21 protein-coding genes are annotated in these 22,519 nt (G+C 39.0%); 9 read left to right on the top strand and 12 right to left on the bottom strand.

Going from position 1 to position 22,519, the window contains the following annotated elements; genetic code table 11:
* Positions 1-12 precede the first annotated feature (12 nt).
* From cydD to FCS21_RS05560, 5 genes are all read left to right on the top strand, one after another.
* Complete coding sequence (gene cydD, locus FCS21_RS05580; RefSeq protein ID WP_246047041.1) at positions 13-1,818, top strand: thiol reductant ABC exporter subunit CydD; 1,806 nt, start codon at positions 13-15, stop codon at positions 1,816-1,818.
* Positions 1,819-1,828: 10 nt separating this feature from the next.
* Positions 1,829-3,607 (top strand): thiol reductant ABC exporter subunit CydC, encoded by a 1,779-nt coding sequence (gene cydC / locus FCS21_RS05575; RefSeq protein WP_138621264.1) that lies wholly within the window; start codon positions 1,829-1,831, stop codon positions 3,605-3,607.
* 76 nt (positions 3,608-3,683) lie between these two features.
* Positions 3,684-4,292: a Tll0287-like domain-containing protein gene (locus FCS21_RS05570; RefSeq protein ID WP_138621262.1), complete on the top strand. Its 609-nt coding sequence runs from the start codon at positions 3,684-3,686 to the stop codon at positions 4,290-4,292.
* A gap of 139 nt (positions 4,293-4,431) precedes the next feature.
* Positions 4,432-4,764, top strand: a complete 333-nt coding sequence (locus FCS21_RS05565; RefSeq protein ID WP_138621260.1) for a PBPRA1643 family SWIM/SEC-C metal-binding motif protein — start codon at positions 4,432-4,434, stop codon at positions 4,762-4,764.
* A 171-nt stretch (positions 4,765-4,935) separates the two neighbouring features.
* A complete protein-coding gene (locus tag FCS21_RS05560) occupies positions 4,936-5,940 on the top strand; it encodes an adenosine deaminase (RefSeq protein WP_138621258.1) in 1,005 nt (334 codons plus the stop codon).
* 66 nt (positions 5,941-6,006) lie between these two features.
* On the opposite strand, the gene FCS21_RS05555 is transcribed toward FCS21_RS05560, so the two are convergent.
* Entirely contained in the window at positions 6,007-7,071 is a 1,065-nt protein-coding gene (locus FCS21_RS05555; protein ID WP_138621256.1) for a phospholipase A, read from the bottom strand.
* A 148-nt stretch (positions 7,072-7,219) separates the two neighbouring features.
* Between FCS21_RS05555 and FCS21_RS05550 the strand changes: the two genes are divergently transcribed.
* The 3 genes from FCS21_RS05550 to FCS21_RS05540 all read left to right on the top strand — a co-directional run bounded on the left by FCS21_RS05550 (position 7,220) and on the right by FCS21_RS05540 (position 9,817).
* Positions 7,220-7,945, top strand: a complete 726-nt coding sequence (locus tag FCS21_RS05550; RefSeq protein WP_138621254.1) for a 5-oxoprolinase subunit PxpA — start codon at positions 7,220-7,222, stop codon at positions 7,943-7,945.
* A 73-nt stretch (positions 7,946-8,018) separates the two neighbouring features.
* Positions 8,019-8,807: a 5-oxoprolinase subunit PxpB gene (gene pxpB / locus FCS21_RS05545; protein WP_246047040.1), complete on the top strand. Its 789-nt coding sequence runs from the start codon at positions 8,019-8,021 to the stop codon at positions 8,805-8,807.
* A 35-nt stretch (positions 8,808-8,842) separates the two neighbouring features.
* Positions 8,843-9,817, top strand: coding sequence for a 5-oxoprolinase subunit C family protein (locus FCS21_RS05540; RefSeq protein WP_138621252.1), 975 nt, complete (start codon positions 8,843-8,845; stop codon positions 9,815-9,817).
* 99 nt (positions 9,818-9,916) lie between these two features.
* Here FCS21_RS05540 and uspE read toward each other — a convergent pair whose 3' ends face one another.
* The 10 genes from uspE to ccoN form a co-directional block, all read right to left on the bottom strand.
* Positions 9,917-10,897, bottom strand: a complete 981-nt coding sequence (uspE, locus tag FCS21_RS05535) for a universal stress protein UspE (protein WP_138621250.1) — start codon at positions 10,895-10,897, stop codon at positions 9,917-9,919.
* Between the two features lie 197 nt (positions 10,898-11,094).
* Complete coding sequence (fnr, locus tag FCS21_RS05530) at positions 11,095-11,814, bottom strand: fumarate/nitrate reduction transcriptional regulator Fnr (RefSeq protein WP_138621248.1); 720 nt, start codon at positions 11,812-11,814, stop codon at positions 11,095-11,097.
* Between the two features lie 61 nt (positions 11,815-11,875).
* Complete coding sequence (locus FCS21_RS05525; protein ID WP_138621246.1) at positions 11,876-12,631, bottom strand: sulfite exporter TauE/SafE family protein; 756 nt, start codon at positions 12,629-12,631, stop codon at positions 11,876-11,878.
* Positions 12,628-12,903 (bottom strand): cbb3-type cytochrome oxidase assembly protein CcoS, encoded by a 276-nt coding sequence (gene ccoS, locus FCS21_RS05520; RefSeq protein WP_138621244.1) that lies wholly within the window; start codon positions 12,901-12,903, stop codon positions 12,628-12,630. The genes FCS21_RS05525 and ccoS overlap by 4 nt, the downstream gene beginning before the upstream one ends.
* Before the next feature lie 114 nt (positions 12,904-13,017).
* Complete coding sequence (locus FCS21_RS05515; protein ID WP_246047039.1) at positions 13,018-15,594, bottom strand: heavy metal translocating P-type ATPase; 2,577 nt, start codon at positions 15,592-15,594, stop codon at positions 13,018-13,020.
* An 84-nt stretch (positions 15,595-15,678) separates the two neighbouring features.
* Positions 15,679-16,173 carry a FixH family protein gene (locus tag FCS21_RS05510; protein WP_138621242.1) on the bottom strand — a complete coding sequence of 165 codons (495 nt, stop codon included), beginning with the start codon at positions 16,171-16,173 and terminating at the stop codon, positions 15,679-15,681.
* A gap of 182 nt (positions 16,174-16,355) precedes the next feature.
* Complete coding sequence (gene ccoP / locus FCS21_RS05505; RefSeq protein ID WP_138621240.1) at positions 16,356-17,327, bottom strand: cytochrome-c oxidase, cbb3-type subunit III; 972 nt, start codon at positions 17,325-17,327, stop codon at positions 16,356-16,358.
* Positions 17,328-17,329: 2 nt separating this feature from the next.
* Positions 17,330-17,536, bottom strand: coding sequence for a cbb3-type cytochrome oxidase subunit 3 (locus FCS21_RS05500; RefSeq protein ID WP_138621238.1), 207 nt, complete (start codon positions 17,534-17,536; stop codon positions 17,330-17,332).
* A 10-nt stretch (positions 17,537-17,546) separates the two neighbouring features.
* The gene (ccoO, locus tag FCS21_RS05495) at positions 17,547-18,191 is read right to left on the bottom strand and encodes a cytochrome-c oxidase, cbb3-type subunit II (protein WP_138621236.1); all 645 of its coding nucleotides are present in this window, start codon (positions 18,189-18,191) and stop codon (positions 17,547-17,549) included.
* A 10-nt stretch (positions 18,192-18,201) separates the two neighbouring features.
* Positions 18,202-19,629, bottom strand: a complete 1,428-nt coding sequence (ccoN, locus tag FCS21_RS05490) for a cytochrome-c oxidase, cbb3-type subunit I (RefSeq protein WP_138621234.1) — start codon at positions 19,627-19,629, stop codon at positions 18,202-18,204.
* A 492-nt stretch (positions 19,630-20,121) separates the two neighbouring features.
* Here ccoN and FCS21_RS05485 point away from each other — a divergent pair, with 492 nt between their 5' ends.
* Positions 20,122-20,664, top strand: coding sequence for a hypothetical protein (locus FCS21_RS05485; RefSeq protein WP_138621232.1), 543 nt, complete (start codon positions 20,122-20,124; stop codon positions 20,662-20,664).
* A gap of 70 nt (positions 20,665-20,734) precedes the next feature.
* Here FCS21_RS05485 and FCS21_RS05480 read toward each other — a convergent pair whose 3' ends face one another.
* Positions 20,735-22,369, bottom strand: a complete 1,635-nt coding sequence (locus tag FCS21_RS05480; protein ID WP_138621230.1) for a lytic transglycosylase — start codon at positions 22,367-22,369, stop codon at positions 20,735-20,737.
* Positions 22,370-22,519: the final 150 nt, after the last annotated feature.

Raw genomic sequence — 22,519 nt, 5'->3', positions numbered from 1 at the left:
ACGGCTAAGAGAATGAGTAAGCAAATGAGCGATAAAGTGACCGAGCAAACTGAGCAACACACTAAGCAGCAAAAAAAGCGAATTAATAGCTGGCTTAAATCTCAAAAAAAATTTGCTTATGGTAAGTTAAGTCGTGCGATTGCGCTAGGAGCAATCAATGGCTTATTAATGATCTTCCAAACAGCGATACTTGCTTACCTTATTGATTTAGTTATTTTCCCTAGCGCAGACCTTACTGCAAAAAGTGATGGCGTCATTACGCAAGGCTTATTTTCTACCGACATCACCGTCATCAGTACCGCCTTAGTCATTATTATTTTTTGTCGTGCAGCATTAGGTTATTTTAGCGAATGTTATAGCCGTCGTGGTGCGATGAACATTAAAGCTAATATTCGCGCACGCTTACTTCATCGTTTATTTCAATTTGGCCCTGCTTACACACAAACGAAAGGCAGCGCACAACTTAGTCGGTTATTACATCAAGGAATTGATTCTTTAGAGGATTACTTTGCGGGCTATCTACCGGTTATTGCTTACTGTGCGGTGATCCCTTCAGCGATACTTGTTGCAGTATTTCCTATTGATTGGCAATCAGGCTTAATTTTATTATTGACCGCGCCTATGGTGCCATTTTTTATGATACTTATTGGTCATAAAGCGCAGCGCTTAAATGAAGAGCATTGGGCTAAGTTACAGCGAATGAGTAGTCATTTTCTTGATATTATTCAGGGATTAACGCAACTTAAAATATTTAATGCTTCGCGTAGAGAAATTGCAGCGGTAAAAAAAATTAGTGATGACTATGGTGATGAAACCATGGGTATTTTAAAGGTTGCTTTTCTGTCATCTTTTGTTTTAGAGTTTTTAGCCTCAATATCAATCGCTTTAGTGGCTGTTGTGCTCGGTTTTCGTTTGTATTACGGCGATGTTGATTACGTTTTTGCCTTATGGGTATTATTACTCGCGCCTGAATTTTATTTGCCGTTTAGGCAACTTGGTACTCAGTATCATGCCAAAATGGCCGGTGTTTCTGCCGCAGAAGACTTGGTGGATATATTAAATAAGCCTCAAGTAAATTATGCTTATGATGAAAGTTTTACCGCACCTTTTACTATTAACCTTACGCAAGTCACGTTTGCTTACCCTGAACGGGAAAATGCCTTAACCGATATCACTGTCGATTTTTCTGCTCACGGTTTATATGCTGTTATTGGTGAAAGTGGCTCAGGAAAATCTACCTTAATAGACACCATATTAGGCTTTGTTCAGTCAAACGCTGGCCAAGTAACTATCAATAATAAACCGTTAACGGCTGACAACCGTGATAATTGGTTGCAACATTGCGGATGGATTGCCCAGCAAGCACAAGTCTTTTATGGTTCGTTAGCCTTTAATGTTGCTATGTCAGATGATTTTGATCAGGCGTTAGTGCTTGCCGCGCTTGAAAAAGCAGGTTTAGCTAGTTTTGTGCAAACACTCGCTCAAGGTATTAACAGTCACATTGGCGAAGCAGGTGCAGGGCTTTCAGGTGGTCAAGCACAACGTTTAGCGTTGGCGAGAGTTTTTTATCATGAGCCTGCTGTCCTCATTCTTGATGAACCAACCAGTCACCTTGATCAACACACCGAGCAAATTATTACCCAGTCAATAAGTGACTACGCTAAAAAACATATTGTGATTGTTATTGCTCATCGTTTACCTACGGTTATCAAGGCTAAAAATATTATCGTACTGGCGCAAGGTAAAATAATTGAATCAGGGACACATCAAACGCTGTTAAGCCATAATGGCTATTACGCGCAGCAATTACGGGCATAAGGAAGCTATTATGAAGATATTTATTCGCTTAGTTAGTTTACTTAAACCTCAATTACCTTTGATGTTACTTGGTGGGTTATTGTCGGTTATTACCGTGTTAGCTAACATCAGTTTACTGGCTGTTTCGGGTTGGTTTATTACCTTGATGGCGCTTGCTGGCACGACCGGTATGACGGTTAATTACTTCACGCCAGCTGCCATTATCCGATTTTTAGCGATAGTGCGCACCGCGGGTCGTTATGCAGAGCGTATGCTAACCCACAGAGCAACCTTTAATGCCTTAGCACATTTACGTCACTATTTTTATCAACAACTTGAGCCATTGCTGCCTTATTATCGCGTTGATCTACGTTCAGGTGATTTATTAGCGCGATTACAGCAAGATATAGATAATTTAGATAACTTTTATCTACGGGTATTATTACCTATGATGGTGGCGTTAATTTCAGTGCCTATTGTCTGTTATGCCTTAGCACAGTTCTCACCGGTTATTGCGTGGCTAATGCTGAGTGCCTTGTTGGTGGTAGCCGTTATTTTCCCATTGATTAGCTATGTAGCGTCTATAAAGCTTTCACAGCAAAAAACACAGTTAGAAAGTCACCTTACAGAAGCATTAGTTAATGGTATTGGCGCGATTAAAACGCTGTTAGTATATCAAGTTGGCATTCAATATCAGCGCACTATCGCCAGTATTACCAAGCAATATTTTGAGGTGCGCTATCGGTTAGTAAAGATTAATGCTGCACTAACCGCACTCACTTTTTTATTGATTAATTTATCTGCGTTAGCGTGCTTATTTATCTTAATACCGCAGTTAGCAACCGGCGACGTTGACATTAAATCGTTAGTGGCGGTTATTTTACTGGTCTTAGTGAGTTTTGAAACTGTTAGCAGCATGCCGTTGGCTATGCAGTTGTTGCCACAAAGCATGGCAAGTGCTACGCGATTATTCGCTATTATCGACAAAGACAAGCCTGTTGATATAGGTACTGAAGTGGTTAAACACGGAGATATTCACTTTGAAAACTTTACCTTTAGTTATCCAGAGCAAAAAATAGCAACCTTGTTTGATATTAATTTATCAATAAAAACGGGTGAAAAGGTGGCGATTATTGGCGCAAGTGGCGCCGGTAAATCAACGTTAATTAATTTACTGATGGGCTTTTGGCCAACGGGCTTAGCGTTGACGTCTTTAGCAAGCGACTCAACAAGTGAGCTAGCTAAGGGTAGGATAACTATTGCTGGCACAGAGTTAAGTTTGCTTAAGCAAGGCTCTTTACGAGAGCATATTGCTTTAATGAGCCAGCAGGGGTATTTATTCGACGCTAGTATTGCGGATAACTTGCGCTTAGCGAAATCTGATGCAACCGAGCAAGAAATGCGAGAGGTATGCCAATTAGTGAACTTAAGCAGCTTTATTGATAGTTTACCCACAGGTTTAGATACCTGGTTAGGGGCAACAGGTACTGGTCTGTCAGGTGGTCAAGCACAGCGTTTACAAATAGCTCAGCTATTGCTTCGCCCAGCTAAAGTACTTATTTTAGATGAGCCGACCAAAGGCTTAGATCGCCTTAATGAAGAAGCGATCATGAGCAATATATTAGCGTACGTAAAACTGCACCAACAAACCTTGCTGGTGATAACCCATAAACCCTTAATGTTAGAGCAAATGGATAAAATAGTGGTGATGGAAAATGGCAGGGTAGTTGCTCAAGGAAGTCATCAGCAACTCGTAAGTGGCGAAGTTAGTGATAAGCGTTATTATCAAAATCTGCTTAACTACTTTTAACTAAGGTTAAAGGTGTTGATGTCACTTTAAAAAAAACGTAAAAAAGACATAACATAAAACGATACCCACGGAGAGCATGATGAAAAACACCATGAATAAGAACATAAAACGCATAGCTACCCATGTACTATTAGCCAGTAGTTTCACTATGTTACCTGTACTTGCTAGCGCACAAGAAAAAATACCCAGTGAAGAAATCGCTCAAGCTCGTGAACTAGTAAAAATCTTTGGCAGTGATTTAAAGTCGGTATTAAAAACAACAATGGGAACAGCAGGGCCAATAAAAGCACTTGAGGTTTGTCATGTGCAAGCGGGTCCTATTGCTGATAAAAACTCAGCTTCATCAACATGGGATATCGCGCGAACGTCATTGAAAGTGCGTAACGAAAATAATGCACCCGATGCCTTCGAATTGGCTGTTTTACAGCAATTTGAACAACGTAAAGCAGCAGGTGAAAGTTTAAAAACCATGGAGTATGCTGAGACGGTACAAGCAAATGGTAAAACCCTATACCGCTATATGAAGCCAATACCTACCGCCGGTTTATGCCTAGCGTGTCATGGTAGTACGTTAGCTGATGATGTCAGCACTAAAATAAATGAATTGTACCCTAACGATACAGCAACAGGGTTTGCTGCGGGTGATATTCGCGGCGCATTTACTTTACAAAAAATAAAGTATTAACGGCTTAAGTAATATTTTTGGACGAAAGTCAGTTGTTAAGATAATAAAACTCAATAAGTTGGCATTCAAGCGTCGACTATTGAGCATTTTACGTTATAATCGCGCGCTTAAAATCAATAGTTAATTAGTGGAGTTTATTATGCACGATCTGTATTACAAAGGGCGTATTCATACCAGAGAGAACCATGTAACAACAGGTTATAACACAAAGCGTAGTGCTAAACTCGGTACCAAAAAGTACCCGTTAACCCTAATCGTTACCAGTGATGAAAGAAAAACCGAAGTAGCGGCATTAGTGGCCGAGAATGACTTGTTTGCTGATATTACTGTTGATAGTACTGTTGAGGAAAACATTAATGAACTGAGTGCCATACTTAACAAGGTAGAGACTACTCGCTTTGATAGTACACCTAAGCGTAACGATCCTTGCTCATGTAATAGTGGTAAAAAATATAAAAAATGTTGTGGTTAAGCGTTGAGTTTAGCTTAAGCGGCTAACCGCGTTTTAATAATATTCCCTAAAGTAATACTATTTATCTGTTTATTAAGTGATATTACTTTCTACTTTTCCTATATTAATTTGATTACGTTATCATTCATTGATAGCTAAACCAGCCAAGAAAGTCATTATAAAGGGGTTATTATGAAAGATTTTATTGCGTTATTACCTAAAGTTGAATTACACCTGCATATTGAAGGAACATTAGAGCCTGAGCTAATGTTTGCGCTAGCGAAAAGAAATAATATTGATATTCCTTTTCGCACTTATGAAGAAGTGAGCGCTGCCTATGACTTTCATAATTTACAATCCTTCTTAGATATATATTATCAAGGCGCTAATGTGCTCGTTAATGAGCAAGACTTCTATGATTTAACCTGGGCGTACTTGTTACGCTGTAAGGCAGATAATGTCTTACATACTGAAATTTTCTTTGATCCACAAACACATACTGCTAGAGGTATTGCTTTTGACACTGTCGTTAACGGTATTTACCGCGCTTTAGTGCAAGGGAAACAAGAGTTAGGTATTACTAGTCAATTGATTATGTGTTTTTTACGCCATTTAGATGAAGACGATGCCTTTGTTATGCTCAATCATGCCCTTGCTCACCAAGATAAAATTATTGGGGTAGGTCTAGATTCAGCAGAGTTAGGTAATCCGGTTGAAAAATTTGAACGGGTTTTTCAACAGGCAAGAAAACATGGTTTTAAGTCGGTTGCTCATGCCGGAGAAGAAGGCCCTGCGAGTAATATTAGCGACGCTTTAACAGTGCTGCAGGTTGATCGTGTCGATCATGGTGTACGTTGTACAGAAGACAAAGCCTTATTAGCACAACTAATAGCACAAGGAACACCACTGACCGTTTGTCCGTTATCGAATACTAAACTAAAAGTATTTGAGCACATGGCTGATCATAATATTGTTAAGTTACTTCGCCAAGGCGTTTGTGTAACGATAAACTCTGATGATCCCGCTTATTTTGGCGGTTATATGACAGATAACTTTAATGCCGTAGCCGATGTTCACCCGATGGAGAAAGCTGAAATAGCGCAATTTACCATTAATGCCATTAACGCGAGCTTTATATCAGCGCAAGAAAAACAGCGACTACTGGCTTTAACACATAGCTATTTAGCACAAAGCTAACGAACAAGAAACGAGTGCAGCGTTAGCCGTGTGCCCGCAACTAAGGCTAGCTTTATAACTGGCGTTTTACAGTAAATTGGTGAGAGCGATACCAATACCAAAACGTTGTTGATTGATATTATAATCAATTAAGCTTTCACCATAGCCACTACTTAATTGTGCATAACCTTTGAGTTTACCCCAGAGTGGAAAAGTCGCACCGAGTTCAAAAAAACCATTGTGAGTGGCAAAATTATTACGACCTTTAAAAGAGAACTCAAAGCTATTACTGTACTTGTACACAAGTCCTAATTCAAAATGTCCCATGTAATCTAAAATATCTGGGTTGTCATCACCTTGACCACTGCTTGGTGATGACTTTTCACCTTCGGGAATCCTATACCAAGGGCGGAATGAAAGGGCAAGATTACGTTTTTCATAGAGGTAATTAATATAGACGCGATTCCACCCTCTGGACAGTAATTGTGATTGACCGTTTGATTGGTGCTCTAAGCCGACCATGAGCGCTGAATTACCGCCAAAAGGATGGTAATTAATTGGCGTGAAATAGAAAAATTCTGGTTGATAATTGGTTTCTCTAAAAGGTTTAGACAACTCTTTCGCGTAAATTTGCCACCAAGACTCTAAGGTAAAGCCGAAAAAAATTTGGTCTCCTTCGTTAAGAAACTCCCCCGTTAGTAAGGGGATTTTTAGGCTTATTTGAAATTTAGCCTCAACATCTTTCAAATCATCAGTTGAGGATGTAAATTCTCGATAAGCATCACGATTAATCGCATCAACTATAGATACCGGCAACATGTAATTCATTTTATGAGGCGTTAACACATAAGGATTATCCCCCGTTATTTTTTCTTTCATCATCCTATTAGCTAAAGCACCTAACTCAATAGAGCGATTATCGTCATTTTTTAGAATCTTGCGGGCAACTTGTTGCTGACATTGCGTTTCTATTGCTTCTAGGGTTGCCGTTTTTTCGGCACTTTTAATGGCAGCAAATAAACACTTGTCAAAAGAATCTGTCTGAGGTTTAGAGGACACTTTATCGTTATTAACGTCAGTTGAGTTGGCGTATGTTATGTTAGCAATCGAAAACAAGATGAAAATAATTGCCTGTGATAATATTGACTTCATCATTTACCAATAGGTTGAATGCTATAAGAGGCAGAGAGTATAGCTTTTTTTTTACTGAATCAATAGAGAGTAATCGCTGTTCAATTGCTACAATAAACCGTTAGTTAAGTGGATGATGCAGTAATCCTATTGATGAGAAATAATAATAATGAAATTAAATTGTGATTTAGGTGAAAGTTTTGGTGCTTGGACCATGGGGCTTGATAGTGAGGTAATGCCGCATATTGATCAAGCCAATATAGCTTGTGGCTTTCATGCGGGTGATCCTCTGGTGATGCAAAATACCTTGGCATTAGCTAAAAAATATCAAGTAAGTATTGGTGCCCATCCTAGTTACCCTGATTTAGTTGGCTTTGGGCGTCGCTCAATGATGTGTTCTCCCGCAGAAATTATCGCACTGATACATTATCAAGTGGCGGCGTTAGATGGCATGGCAAATACGCAGGGACTAACGCTTGAGTACGTTAAACCTCACGGCGCGCTTTACAATGATATGATGAGTAAACCTGACGTATTTAACGCTGTGTTAACTGCGCTGGCGCAATACCCTAGAAAACTGGCGTTAATGATACAAGCAACACCAGAAATAAATCACTATAAAGCACAAGCAAAGAAAGTGGGGGTTATGCTTTACAGTGAAGCATTTGCCGATCGCTGTTATGACGATGAAGGCAAGTTATTAGCGCGCAGCAAAACAGGCGCGATGTTAAATAAAGTCGCTATGCTTGCACAAGTGAAACAGTTAGTAGAACAAGGCAGTGTAACCACATTATCAGGGAAAATACTGGCGTTGCAGGTAGATAGTTTATGCGTTCATGGTGATAATAGTGCCGGTGTGCAGGCTATTAGTGATATTAAAGCACTATTAGGCTAATGTTTTTGGCTATGTATGTTTTTAGTAATATGTTTAGTAAGGTATTTTACAATGCTCACAGGTAGCTACAACCGTGTTTGACTCGCTAGAATCAACATTCATAACCGATGATATCCGTATTGAGCTTGCTGGGCAAAATACCTTGATGTTGTACTTTGGTACGAATGAGTCCACAACAGCTAAGCAAGTGGCTGTGATCAGCCCAGCAATAAGTAATAAAGTGCATCATGCAGTCCAGCTTATTAGACAACACTTAGCGACTGAAGTCATTGATGTTATTCCTTCCTACGCTTCACTTTTAGTGATGTTTAACCTCCTTGAAATAGATCACCATCAACTACGTAATAAGCTTACAACGTTATTAACGCAATGCGGTAGTGATAGCCACAAAAAAGGTCGTGTAGTTGAGATACCTGTTTATTACTCACCTGAATCAGGTATTGATTTAGCGCGTATAGCTAAGCAAGCAAGGCTGAGTATTGAGCAAGTCATTAGTTTACACCAAGCACAAGAGTACCGTGTTTATGCGGTTGGTTTTGCACCAGGGTTTGCCTATTTAGGCGAAGTTGATCAACGTATTGCTACCCCTAGGTTAACAACACCACGCTTAAAAGTGCCTAAAGGCGCTGTAGCTATCGCTGATAGACAAACGGCGGTTTATCCAGCTCAATCTCCTGGAGGGTGGAATATTATTGGCTTATCTCCTGTTGATATGTTTACTGCACAAGCACAGTCTCCCATGCTTGTTGAAGTAGGCGACAGCGTTAAATTTGTTGCTATTGATAAACAACAATATCTTGAGCTAGGGGGGCAACTTAACTATGCCACTACCGCTAGCGGCGAAACAAACAGTAAAGAGTAGATGTCTGTGATTATAAATGCACAAGTCAGTACTAAATGAAAACATTAACCAGCAGTGACGAGTTAGGTTTTGTTGTAACTAATGCCGGCATTTTAAGTTTAATTCAAGATGCAGGACGTTATGGTAGCTTTAACTTAGGTCTTACCAATGGCGGACCAGCAGATGCGCTGGCTTTTTATTGGGCTAATAAACTCTGTGGTAATACACTTAACACCAGCACCATAGAAATTAGTTTAGGCGGCCTAGCATTAACCGCACAACGTGATTGCGTCATTGCGGTTACAGGCGCGCCTATGCCACTAACCATTAACGGTAAAGGACAATCCTTGTGGCAAAGTTTTCTAGTTAAAGCGGGCGATACTATTCGTTTAGGCTTTAGCCAAGTAGGTGTGCGTTGTTATTTAGCGGTTGCCGGCGGCTTTACTATAAAACCAAGCTTTGGCAGCACAGCAACAGTATGTCGAGAATCTGTTGGTGGTATTAATGGCAGTAAACTCATGGTGAACGATGTATTACCTTGCCAAGGCGTTATTAACAGTGCTGAGAAACTAAAACTGCTTATGTTAGCTGAGTATCAACAACCACAATACAGCAATGAACTGGTATTAAGTACGGTGTTAAGTTATCAACAACAACACTTTTCAATGATAGAAAAAAGGTTGTTTTTTTCGAGTGACTATCAAGTCAGTAAACATTGGGATCGTATGGGTTATCGTTTGCAAGGTAGAGCGATAAAAGCCGATATTGCAGGAATACTTTCTGAAGGTATTTGTTATGGTGCAGTACAAGTCCCTGCCGATGGTCAACCGATAGTTTTACTCAATGATAGGCAAACCATTGGTGGCTACCCTAAAATTGGTGCTGTTATTTCTCAAGATTGCGCTAAATTATCACAATGTCGCCAAGGTGACACTGTCCGCTTTGAGGCTATTAGCATGTCACAAGCGGATAATCTTTTTCACCTGCAGCTAAGTCGTTTGCAACAAACTAAGCTGATAGTTTGTAGTTAATCTTAACTTAAACAGTTTAAAGGCAAGCGAAAATAAATAAGGCAACCTGAGTTAGGTTGCCTTATTTATTTTCGCTTGTATGACGTTTTTAATCAGCGACTAGGTAGCAGCCATAGGTGATATATAACCTTCAGGTTTTAACGCTAAGACATCACAATTTAATTGGTCAATAACATGCTCCGCAGTATTACCAATAAGCGCAGCAGAAATACCCGTACGACCTATGGTGCCTAAAATAACTAACTCAGCATCAATTTTTGACGCGACCGCTTCAATGACCGCTTCGGGTAAGCCTTCCTCAACATGAGTATTACTTAAGGCAATATCAAAGTTTTCAGCGTGTTTGTTCATTGCTTCTTTATGGTGTGCTTGCATAGCACTATTGTATTCACTAGCGTCAAACTCAGGTATTTCAATGGCAATATTTACCGGGGTACCAGGATAAGAGTTAACAAGATGGACATTGGCGTTGGTTAACCAGGCAATATTTTTAGCTTGTTTAGTAATTTTATCATTTAAAGATAAGTGCTCAGCTTCATCGCTACCGACATTCAGAGCAGCTAATATATTACCTTGTTCAGGCCAATCATGCTCTTTAACCAGTAAAACCGGACAAGGACATTTTCTTAAAAGGTGCCAGTCGGTTGGGGTAAATACTACCGATTTAAACTTATCATGTTGGTGGGTACCTTTGATGACTAAGCCATACTTATCGTTAATAATCTTGTTTATAATCGCTTCATAAGGGCGGTTGTGCCATACCACTTCGCTAGTAATACTTATTTGAGACATATTTGCTGAGGTATTGTTCACTTGCAGGCTATTAACCGAGATAACATCATCTAGCCATTGTTGTTTTTCATCAATCACCATTTGGCGCATATTGTCGCGCTCACCACTAGATAAAATAGTGGTCATCTCATAAGAAAAGTCAAAAATACTAAAAAAAGCAGTGATATTAACGCTCATATCAGGTACTGCGGTTTGAATTCTTGATGCGAGATCTATTGCACGTTTAAAGGCTTTTTGTTCATTGGTTGTTGGGTCAATAACAACGAGAATATTTTGATACATGTCCATAGCAACTGTTTCCAAACTAAAGTAATAACGTTACCTTACTTATAGCAAAGTTGAAAAATTAATGCTTGTTTTAAATCAAGTTTAGTTAAGCTTGTCTTTAACTAAAACGATTAATGTGCTGATGGCTCATTGCTTTTAATCGCATGAACCCTCGATAGTGAATGGCGACTAGGTAATTACAAGTCGTTATGTAGTCGTTATAAAGCAGCGGTCTCGATAAGGCTTTTCATCTCAATAATTGAAATCAATTTACCATCTACTTTAATCAAACCACTTTTATGAAAGCGATTTAACAAGCGGCTAATGGTTTCAACCGTTAAACCAATATAATTGCCAATATCACTACGGGTCATCGTTAAACGAAATTCGGTCGCAGATAAACCACGGGCATGATAACGCTCACTTAAACTGACTAAAAAAGTCGCTACGCGTTGCTCGGCATTTTTTCTATTGAGAAGAGTAAGCATTTCTTGATCAGTTTTAATTTCGTGACTCATCAAACGCAGTACCTGTTTTTTCAGCTTAGGCATGGTGTTAGATAATTCATCTAAATTAGTATAAGGTATTTCACAAACCATAGAGGTTTCAAGTGCTTGGGCAAAGCTGGGATGTTGGTTATCTGCAATGGCATCAAAACCGAGTAAATCACCTGCTAAGTGAAAACCAGTAATTTGTTCTTCGCCTTGCTCATTGACGGTAAAACTTTTAAAGGTACCTGAACGAATAGCATAAAGTGCATGTAACTCTTGACCGTCATGAAATAATTTATCCCCTTTGTGAATAGGGCGTTTTCTATCAATAATATCATCGAGAGAATCGAGTTCTTTGTCATTTAAAGTGAAGGGTAAACACAGTTCACTGATGCTGCAGTTTTGACAACTAATATGTTGTGTTGAAGGGCAACTTTTATTTTGCATAATAAGTACTTACTCTAAATTTAGGACAACCATAAGATAACCTTAATACTTGTGCATGTTATTAGAACAGTTGTTGATATGCAACTATAAAACTATATATACCATAAACGATCAACGAAATAGCCATCACTTTTCGAAAATAGCGGTTGGTCAGTATTTTTTTTATGCTATTAATACCTAATGACAAACCCACTAAAGCAGGTAAAGTACCTAAACCAAAAAATAGCATAATCGCTGCACCTGTGATGATATTGCCACTTGCGAGCGCCCAAGTCAGTGTTGAATACACTAAGCCGCAGGGTAACCAGCCCCACAAAGCACCTAAAGCCAGCGCTTTTTTACGGTTATTAACGGGGATGACGTATTTAGCCATAGGTGATAAGTAATGCCATAAACCTTTACCAAGCGACTCCACCCTATTTAACCATAATAGCCATTGACCAATATATAGACCCAATAGAATAAGAAATACGGCGGCGACTAAACGTAGCCCAATAAGCGGTAAACCAATGTTTTTAGCGGCAATAGAGCTAGTAAAACCAACAATGGCACCAATAAGGCAATAGCTAGCAATACGACCAACATGATAGAAAAAAATAAGATTTAAACGGAAGGTTTGCGGCGAACAACCAACACTTGTAGGCAATACTGTAATTGGTATACTGCCCTTAGTATTGGCTTTTCGGTAGGTGTTTGTTGAGAGAGGCTGATTATCAACGGCAGAAGTAAGCATGGTGGTAATACCACCACACATGGCTAGACAATGACCTGAGCCTAATAAACCAATAAGAAAAGCAGAGAAAAGATCTAGAGTCATTTTTTGATAGTGCTTTGCTCAGTATCTTGCTCTGGCGTATTGATAATTTTTTCTGGCTCTGGCTCTGTCACTAATTCGTTTTCAACAGCATGATGCGGTGCATCTTTGTTATCTTTAGTCGTATTATGCTCTTTTTCATCATCAAACAGTATGCTCATACCTTGTTTTTCTAAGTCGTCAAACTGCTCAGTTTTAACAGCCCAAAAAAACAGATAAATACCTAAAGCGGTTAATAAAACCGCGAGAGGGATTAATATATAAATAATACTCATAGGATTCTCATGCTGGCCATTACTAAGTTAAGTAAGCAAAATAAGCTAGTCGCTTTATCTGCTTGCTCGGGTTATATGTTGATTAGACACGATTATTTTACGTTGAGGCTTGCCTTAGTCTTTAAGTAAGCGTAAAGAGTTGCTAATCACTAAAATGGAGCTGGTAGACATACCAATAACAGCCATGTAAGGCGTTATATAGCCAGTTACTGCTAAGGGTAATACAATAGCATTGTAACCAAAAGCCCATAAATAGTTTTGTATTATTATCCGGCGCGTTCTATGTGAGACCTTGACTAACGTATTAATACTACTCATTTTGTTGTTAAGTAAAATAACATCGGCGCCACTTTTGGTAATATCTGCGCCACAGCCCATGGCAATTGAGACATGGGCAGCACCAAATACGGGCGAGTCGTTGACGCCGTCACCTGTCATCGCGACTTTATAACCTTGTGCTTGTGCATGTTGAATTTGCAACATTTTATCTTGAGCACTAAGGCCGCCTAAAGCGTTATGTATTGGTAATGTTTTAGTTAGCGTGTCACAGGCGAGTTGACTATCACCTGATAATAATAAGGTTTTGTTATCTTCGTTAAGGATTGATAAGGTTTCAAAGGCATCTTCACGAACTTTATCAACAAGGTGAAAAACAGCAACAACATTGTTATTAGCCATTAACACACAGCTGGCACCTTTTAAGTTGGCTTTTTCATTAGTACTTATCGACTCACTACTGTTAATAGCCTGATCGTTATCTTTATTCTCAGTGCTTTTTTCCAACCAGCTATATTTACCAATAGCGTAATCAATAGCATTGATAGTACCACTAACACCTTTTCCTGAATGTACTTTAACCTGTTCAGCCGTGACGTGATAATCCCTATACTCAGCAAAAGGCTTGGCAATAGGGTGCTCAGAGTGCGCTTCTAACGCTGCGGCAATCGCGAGTACTTGTTCGCGACTGTGCTTTGTAGCTGTTTCAAGTAATTCAATATCGCCAATGGTAAACTCGCCAGTTGTTAATGTACCTGTTTTGTCAAAAGCAAAGCAATTTATCTCTGGCATGGTTTCCATGACATGACCGCCTTTAATCATAATGCCGGCACGGTTTAATCGTGTGGTTGCACAAGTTAATCCGGTGGGGGTCGCTAACGATAACGCACAAGGGCAGGTGGCGACTAAAACAGACAGGGTGATCCAAAAGGCTTCTTCAGGCATATGCTGTTGCCAATAAATAGCCGTTGCAATAGAGGTTAATAAAATCAATGCAACAAAATATTGCGCTATTTTATCTGATAACTGCGCTATCTTAGGTTTATGTGCTTGAGATTGTTCGCTTAAACGAATAAGTTGGCTTAGAAATGATTGACTTGAAGCTTGCTTGACCTGCACCATAATATTACCATCACCATTAATGGTACCAGCAAAGACACTGTCATTGATTGTTTTACTAATGGGCAATTGTTCACCTGATAACATCGCTTCATTTAATTGACTTGAGCCTGCGGTGATAACGCCATCAGCGGGGACAACTTCGCCAGGTTTTACCATCACGGTATCGCCTCTGATAAGTTGTTTAGCCGCAACCATTACTTCGCGTTGTAGCGATTTTTCATTCTGTTGAGTAGGCGTGTTAGTTGCCCCATTGTTGCTGCTGTCAGTATTGACAGTACTACTGTCGTTAGAAAAAACAATCTTAGTTGCGGTCATCGGCATCAATTTTAATAAATTAGCTGACACTTGCGCCGCATGTGAGCGCGCTCTAAATTCAAGGAATTTACCAATAAGTAGTAAGAAGGTAAACATTGAGACAGATTCAAAGTAGACTTCGCCTTGCTCGCTAATGGTTCCCCAAGCACTGGCACTAAAGGCTAAAATAATGGCAATAGAGACAGGCACATCCATTGATAAGCGTTTTGCTTTTATCGCTTTTATCGCACCGGTATAAAAAGGGAAGGCACCATAAAAGATAATAGGAATAGTTAAAATAAAGCTAACCCAGCGCAGGTATACTTTATTATGCTCAGCCATACCACTAAAGGCACCAAAGTATAGACCAAATGCAATCATCATCACTTGCATCATTAAAATACCACTAATGCCCAAGCGCTTAATAAATTCTTTACTTTGTTTTTTATTTCTTATTTCTGCATCATTGGCTTTAAAAGGAAGTGCTTGATAGCCAATATGTTCAATAGCTAATAAAATTTCACTTAACTTAACTTTGTCATCTTGCCACCTAACCGTTGCTCTTTGGCTGGTTGCATTAACACTAATATTGACTAAACCGTTAAGTTTTTTTAATTGCATCTCTATTAACCAAGCACAAGCGGCGCAGCTTATACCATCAATGGTTAATATTGCTTCTTTGCAGTCTTTATCTTGATAAATAAATTCACTTTGTAAAACGGCTTCATCAAGTAATTTATTTTTTTGTAATTGCTCAGGTACCAGCGGTTGACCTTTTTGAGCTGGCTCAGTTCTTACGGTGTAATATTGAGTAAGACCGTTATCAATAATAGTTTGCGCTACCGCTTGGCAGCCAATACAACACATAGGTTGCGTTACATGGTTAATTTCAACCGAAAGGTTAACTCCAGTAGGAACGGCTTCATAACAGTGAAAACATTTGCTGGTCATGGTTACTTTCTTAGCAGTAGAGTCACTAATATGGCGGTTAACGGCCATATTAGTGACTAAAAAGGTATGAGTGAAAGGGCTATAATATAAACCGCAGTAATTAGGTTATTGATTGTCGACTATCAACTCAAGCTATTGAGCTTTTGTCGGATCAGGTATTAAGTCGATAAAATTGTCTTGCGGCAGGGTAATAGTATCTTGTATTTTCCAGTCGCCTTCAAAAGACGTTAAGGTCAGTTTCCATTTACCAACCACTTCTTCATCGAAGTGATGTCTAAAGTAACCATTACCATCTGGGGTTAATGCTAAATAAAAATCTTTTTCTTCAAGCGTTGGATGGAAAAAAGTCACATTAAGTAAAGGGAAAACCTTTTCAATACCCGTTGGTTTTATCACCAGTTGATTATCTTTTAATTGTAGAGCAAAGCGCATACCTAGCTTTTGTGCAGTTTTTACTTTACTTACTTCTAAATTGATTGATTTACCTTTTTTATAATAATCACCTAATACTAACGAGTCAGGGTTAGTATTGGCAATGATATAAGTAGTAATACCTGCTACCACAGCGGTAAAAGGTAGAATAAAAACTAACCAAGCCCAAGGCTCGCGATACCATGAGGATTTCATAACATTACTTCATAAACAGTAGAATATAACCCCAGATTATACCTTGATTATTAACCATCAGCTAGTTTTGTACTCAGTAAAAGGCATAAAAAAACCCTTGGTTACAAAGTGTAACAAGGGTTTTTTATGTGTAGTTAACATGTGATCTTCGAGTTATGTACTTAAATCACGATGACTACTTATTAATCTTGTGAAAGGCTATAAACATAGGCAGTCACTAAGTGAACTTTTTCTTCACCAAGAATATCTTTCCATGCTGGCATTACACCCGCACGACCATTACGGATAGTCTCTTCAATAACACGTTGAGAGCCACCGTATAACCAGATATTATCGGTTAAGTTAGGCGCACCCATAGGCATTCCCATGGCTAGACTACCTTGACCTTCAGGGCCATGACAACCAGCACAAAGTGCAAACTTAGCTTTACCTGCTTTTGCTAACTCAGGGTCAACTGAGCGACCACTTAAGCTAATAACATAAGCGGCTACTTCTTTAACGCCTTGTTCGCCGCCTAAAGCGCCACTCCAAGCCATCATGCCAGCTGCCTTACGACCATAAAGCAATGTTTCTTTAATAGCTTCAGGGCTGCCACCATATAACCAGTCTTTATCAGCTAGGTTAGGGAAGCCTGTTGTACCATGCGCATCAGAACCATGACATTGTGCACAGTTTTGTAGGAACAAACGTTGACCTACTTTCAATGCTTCACTATCTGTGGCTAAATCTTCAATACTACGCGCCGCGTAAGCTTCAAAAATTGGACCAAATTTAGCATCAGCTGCAGCAACTTCACGGTCATATTGTACTAATACACCAGAGTCTTTCTCTAAATACTCTAACGTTTTAGCTTTTGATTCAGCAAGACTTAAAATGCCTTGGTTAGAGCTTTTCCAGCCTAAAAGACCAGTCCAGTTACCTAAACCATAAAGCGCCATATAACCAAATGCCCAAATGATGGTTAGTAAGAAAAACGTACTCCACCATTTAGGTAAAGGGTTGTTTAACTCTTCAATACCGTCATAAACATGGCCAGTAGGCTCGCCTTCAGCAACATCTGCAAAGTTCTTTAAACACATACGTAGTAGTAAAAAACACCCTACAATTGTGCCGAGGGAAAGAACCCAAACCCATATATTCCAGAAGCTAGACATTATTATTTCGTCTCCTGTTTGCTATCTGTTTTAAGATCGCTATCTTTATTTTGTTGATTGTCTTTTTTAACATCTTTTTCTTCAAAAATAGAATTAGCTATTTTATCAAATGAAGATTTACGTTTTTTTGAATAAGACCACACAACAATAATAATAAATAACGCCAATATAAGAAGGGCGAAAAGCCCTCTAAGTGTACCGTAATCCATAAAGTTCAACTTACTTTAATGCGTTGCCAAGTGATTGCAAGTAAGCAATCAAGGCAGTCATTTCAGTTTTACCTTTCACAGCCTCTTGAGCGCCATCAATCTCCGCTTGTGTATAAAGTGGAATGGCGTTGCCATTTTCATCTTTATGACTACGGTTGCGCGTTAAGAAGTTAAACGTTTCTAGCTTGCTGCCTGTTAATTCACCGTCAAGCGTGTTGGTATTTAACCAGTTATAAGCAGGCATGTTTGACTCAGGTACCACTGAACGAGGATCGGTTAAATGGGCAATATGCCAATCATCACTATAACGACCACCAACACGAGCTAAGTCAGGACCAGTTCGTTTTGAGCCCCATAAAAATGGATGTTCCCAAACACTTTCACCGGCAACGCTGTAATGACCGTAACGCTCAGTTTCTGCGCGAAATGGACGGATCATTTGACTGTGACAGTTACTACAACCTTCACGAATATAAATGTCACGACCTTCCATTTGTAGTGCAGTATAAGGTTTTAAGTTATCAACAGGTGTTGCTAATTCTTTTTGAAACAACAAAGGCGTAATTTCAACTAAACCACCGATGCTAACAGCAAAGATAGTGAAAAGGAAAAACAAGCCAACATTTTTTTCAATTTTTTCATGTGAATTTTTCATATGGCTCTCCTTAAGCTGCTGTTTCTATAGGCTTAAGACTTCCGTCTTTTGCACCTATAGTTTTAAACATGTTGTATGCCATTAATACAAAACCAGCGACAACAAACACACCACCTACGAAGCGGATGAAATAGAATGGGTAAGAAGCCGTTAAACTCTCAACAAAGCTATAAGTTAATGTACCATCGCTGTTTACCGCTCTCCACATTAATCCCTGCATAACACCAGAAATCCACATCGCTACAATGTAAAGTACTACACCTGTGGTGTGTAACCAGAAGTGAACGTTGATAAGACGAACGCTAAACATGCGACCTTGATTGAATAAAACAGGGATCAAGTGGTAAACAGCACCAATTGAAACCATGGCAACCCAACCTAGTGCACCAGAGTGTACATGACCAACCGTCCAATCAGTATAATGAGATAAGGCATTAACAGACTTAATCGCCATCATCGGACCTTCAAAGGTAGACATACCGTAGAAAGATAAAGAAACAATAAGGAAACGTAAAATTGGATCATGGCGAAGTTTATGCCATGCACCTGACAGTGTCATAATACCGTTAATCATACCACCCCAAGAAGGAAGGAATAAAACGATAGACATAACCATACCTACTGACTGAGCCCAATCAGGAAGTGCAGTGTAATGTAAATGATGCGGACCAGCCCAAATGTATAAAGAAATCAATGCCCAGAAATGAACAATTGATAAACGATAAGAGTAAACAGGACGTTCAGCTTGTTTAGGTACAAAATAATACATCATACCTAGGAAACCAGCGGTTAATAAGAAACCAACGGCATTATGTCCGTACCACCATTGAACCATGGCATCGATAGCACCAGGGTATATTGAGTAAGATTTCATGGCAGAAATTGGAATAACCATTGAGTTAACAATGTGTAACATAGCTACTGTGATGATAAAACCACCAAAGAACCAGTTGGCTACATAGATATGAGACGTTTTACGCTTAATTAACGTACCAAAAAACACAATAGCATATGAAACCCAAACCACAGCAATCAGAATATCGATAGGCCATTCTAGCTCAGCGTATTCCTTCGAAGAGGTATAACCTAAAGGTAAAGAAACAACGGCTGAAACAATAACTGCTTGCCATCCCCAAAAGGTAAAGGCAGCTAGTTTTCCGCCAAATAGTCGCGTTTGACAGGTACGTTGCACCACATAATAAGAGGTAGCAAATAAAGCACTTGCACCAAAAGCAAAAATTACAGCATTAGTATGAAGTGGACGAAGACGGGAGTAGGTTAACCAAGGTGTATCGAAGTTTAACGCAGGCCAAATTAATTGTGCCGCGATAAGTACACCTACGAGTGTACCAACGACTCCCCAGATTACAGTCATTACAGTAAATTGACGTACAACATCGAAGTTGTAGTCTACCGCTGACGTATTACTTGTGGTCATGTTAAGGATTCCGCAGTGTTATTATTAATCAGAAAGTATTTTTGCTGTACTATCTAAATCTGAACAAGCTTTAGATATAGCGCACAAGATACCAATTCTATGTATTTTATTTTTTGAATTGTGACTTATAAACGCATTCATGTAAGTGAATGTGTCAAAATCCGCACAATTTTAACCTTTGGAGAGGTTATAAATCAACACTTATGCGTGTTTATATTTGATGTGGATCAACAAAAGAGATTTACGCCTAGATTCGTTATAACTATTTAGTTTTTTTTGAGTGCCATTTAAAAAACAAAGAAAAAAGTCAATAAATTAATCAAGTTAATGAACAGTACTCTTTAAGTCATAATAGAATTGAAGAGTTTTTTATCGGTTAACATGTTTGGTTTATTGCGGTAGATTATGGTAGTAGCAAGTTCATTAGCATTAGTAGATAATATCCACGTTAAATAAAACGTAAGCCCTTAGTTCTTCATAAAAGGTTATGCTATGTTAAAAATCGTGTTAAAAAAATTCGCTATTATCGGGTTTGTCTTACTCGTTAGTGCTTGTAATCCTGTAGCTAAAAAAAGCACAGCCACTCATGTTAGTACCTTAGTCCCTCAATGTATTCGTAGTCAGAGTCAGTGTGAATTTACTACTGAATTAGGGTCTTTTACCGTTAAATTTTCTCAACAGCAATTAGCGGATACGCTTATTACCGAGCTACCTTTTTTCATTACCTTATCTGAGCTGAACGCATCTAATGTACTCGAAGGGGTTACTGAGGAAGCTACGACTGAGCCAAAAGCTAACACTCAAAGCAGTCAAGTAAACATAAGTAATGTGTCGGCTTATCTTGAAGGTAAAGATATGTTTATGGGTAAGGTACCGGTGTTTTTTGAGCAAACTGACAAAAGCAATACTTATTCAGCACAAAGCCTGTTAGCAAGTTGTAGTGAAGAGTTTATGGTTTGGCGTTTATGGATAACGCTCGATATAGCCGAGCAAAGCCAAACCTTTTTTGTCGACTTTACCAGTCAACGTTTATAGCAAGGCGATAAAGCACGGCTCTAAGTTATTGTTTTATCAAGGTAAAGAGAATAGTGCGATCGCTTTGCTTTTATATGCTATTAGTTACATCCACAGCCAGTTTTAATCGCTGGCCTGGTTGTAAGTATTTATTACTATCAAGATCATTCCAACGCTCAATATCACTAATTTGCACGTTAAATTTATCGGCTATACGTGCAAAAGAATCGCCACGGCGAACTTTATAGGTGATATTTCTCATAATAGCATTGTTAACATTATTACCTGTTTTATTAGCTATGTAGCTTGATTTTTTAGTTTCTTTTTTCCAAATAACCAATGTTTGACCTAGTTTTAAAGTGTCTCTTGGCGCAAAACCATTCCAACGAGCAATGCTCTTGCTATCTACTTTATATTTACGACCGATATCCCATAAGTTATCACCCGCTTCAACGGTATGAATAATCTTGCGACCTTTTTGTGGCTTACTTTGTTTTTTGATAATACGTTGCGCTTTTGAAAAAACATAACTGTCTAACGATTCTGCTGCTACCGGTATCAGTAAATGTTTGCCAGCACGAATTTGATTTCCTTTAATGTTATTCACTTCTTGTATCAATTCGATACGCGTATTAAATTTATTGGCAATAAGGCCTAGGTTGTCGCCTTCTTTAATTTTATAACGCTGCCAGGCAAGTCTGTCGTTTTTACTGAGTTTATTAAGACCTAGCTCAAATTTTTCCACACTGTGTGAGGGCAGTAACAATCGATGCGGACCATCGGGATCTGTCGCCCAGCGATTAAAGCCAGGGTTTAAACGTTGTAATTCGGCTAACGATAAATCAGCAAGCGTGGCTGCTTTAGCTAAATCAAGTTGTGACTTTATATCGACTTGCGTTAACACGCTTTTATTATCTATTGGGTACAGTGTTAAATCAAAATGTTCAGGTCGCTTTATAATATCGGCCAGCGCTAATAGTTTTGGCACATAAGCACGAGTTTCTTTAGGCAAGTCAAGCGACCAAAAATCGGTAGGTTTACCTAGGCGTTTATTTTTACGTACTGCATTTCTTACGCGGCCTTCACCTGAGTTGTAAGCTGCTAGCGCTAACATCCAGTCCCCGTCGAAGAAGTTATTGAGGTATTTCAAATAACTAATCGCGCCTTCGGTTGAAGCAATCACGTCACGTCTGCCGTCATACCACCAGTTTTGCTTCATACCGAAACGTTCACCGGTGCCAGGGACAAATTGCCACATGCCCGAAGCACGACCGTGCGAATAAGCAAAAGGGTCGAAAGCGCTTTCTACTACGGGTAAAAGTGCTAACTCAATAGGCATATTATTTTTCTCTAATTCTTCAACAATATAGTGAAGAAAAGGTTCGGCACGTTTAGCGACACGCTTAAGATAACTTGGGTGCTTAACGTACCAATTTCGCTGTGAAATAAGGCGTTTTTTCTCAGGTATAGTAAAAGTCATTTGGCTGCGAATTCTTGGCCAAATATTATTTTCTTCCAGTAGCTTTTTATCTTTTAAGGTGTTATTTAACGCAAAGTCAACATCGGCGACAGGGTGAATAATATCAATACTTTCATCAGCTAACAGTGCTTGATTTATTTCAGTAGCGTCTGCGGTGTTGTCATCGACAATACTATCGTCATCACCTTGAGGAAGGCTTTGACAGCCAGCTAAAATAATGACAACAGATAATAATAAATACTTCATAAATAACACTTCATAAATGATTTTATCGGTGATACATCGATAACGTACCGATGATATAGTGACCAATAAAATGGGTGAAAATTAAAAAACGATTAGCACATTAGCATATTTTACAGCAAGTGAACTACTTTATTAATGACTTAGTGAGCG

It is taken from the genome of Colwellia ponticola (genome assembly GCF_005885605.1).
GTDB lineage: Bacteria > Pseudomonadota > Gammaproteobacteria > Enterobacterales > Alteromonadaceae > Colwellia > Colwellia ponticola.
The sequence above is the reverse complement of the archived record's forward strand: the minus strand, read 5'-3'. Positions and strand labels throughout refer to the sequence as shown.